Here is a 1287-nt window from a genome sequence, read left to right as displayed (position 1 = left end):
TTGGAAAGACGTGACTCCTTCGTTCGAACAGTACGAAGACATTTTAAAATCTGCCTCCTCTCTACCTAAGAAGAAGTTCGTAGAACTTCAACCAAGACTCCTCGCTACTGTTGAACGATTTATGAAAATCAAAGGCTTGACTCGAGTTTTGGTAATAAACTGTGCAGATAATACGGTTTATCGTAAGTTTATTTGTGACGTGGTCACTGATGGTTTAGAGCCTACAATAATGACAGAGTCTTTGGACGCAAAGCTCTTGTTTGATCGCTACAGTGTTGATTTAAAAGGCGATGTTGTAGTTGAAGCTGGACTACTTTCCAAGGCTAACGGCGGGTATTTGATTTTACCAGCGAACCTCATTTTGGCGAATCCCGGATATTGGCCGAGCATTAAGTCTGCCATTCAAGGAAAGCCAGTAAAACCCTTGAATGTAAGCCCTACTCGACTACCTATTTTAACGGCCGATGAAAAAGAATTTGACGTTAAGATTATTGTTACTGGCGATCGTAATCAATTGGCCGACCTTGAGTATGTTGACGAAGATTTTTCAACCGGCCTAACGATGTATACCGAAGTTGAAGAAGATATCCACTTATCTGCGAGTAACTTAGAGTTGTATGTAGGTTTGGTGAATTGGATTTGTTCGGAGTACGGTTTCCCATCGTTGGATGAAGGTGCTTTTCAACGGTTACTATTAGCAGGCATGCGTTTAACTGAGGACCAACATTATTTGCCTTTAGGTGTGATGTGGCATTGCCAACTACTTAGCCTAGCTGCTCAGTTTAGCGATCAAAATATCATTGATTATGTGGCGATAGATAAAGCCATCGACGATAAATATTATCGAGAGTCTTACCTTCCTCAACGTGCAGTTTATGACATTCTTGATGGTCAGGTCATCATTGAGACTACTGGCGAACAAGTCGGCCAAATTAACGGACTCACGGTTATTGATATGGCCGGGCATCCTGTCTCTTATGGCGAGCCAGCGCGAATTTCATGTGTTATTCACTTTGGAGATGGAGACATTTCCGATGTTGAGCGCAAAGCTGAACTTGGAGGCAATCTTCATGCGAAAGGCATGATGATCATGCAAGCATTTCTAAGCTCTGCTTTGAATTTGGATGAGCCACTGCCTTACTCTGCGTCTATTGTTTTCGAGCAGTCCTATAGTGAAGTGGATGGTGATAGTGCTTCATTGGCAGAGTTATGCTGTTTGGTAAGTGCACTGTCTGAATCACCGGTTAATCAACAAATCGCGGTGACTGGCGCAGTGGACCAATTTGG

The 1287-nt window shown here is 42.9% G+C and carries 1 protein-coding gene; it reads left to right on the top strand.

Annotated elements, in window-relative coordinates:
* Window positions 1–1287: AAA family ATPase (locus tag R7P69_RS24775; protein ID WP_318121761.1), on the top strand; the 1287-nt coding region annotated here is incomplete at both ends.

It is taken from the genome of Vibrio sp. 661, from assembly GCF_033339315.1.
Classification (GTDB): domain Bacteria; phylum Pseudomonadota; class Gammaproteobacteria; order Enterobacterales; family Vibrionaceae; genus Vibrio; species Vibrio alginolyticus.
This window is presented reverse-complemented; position numbering and strand designations above follow the sequence as displayed.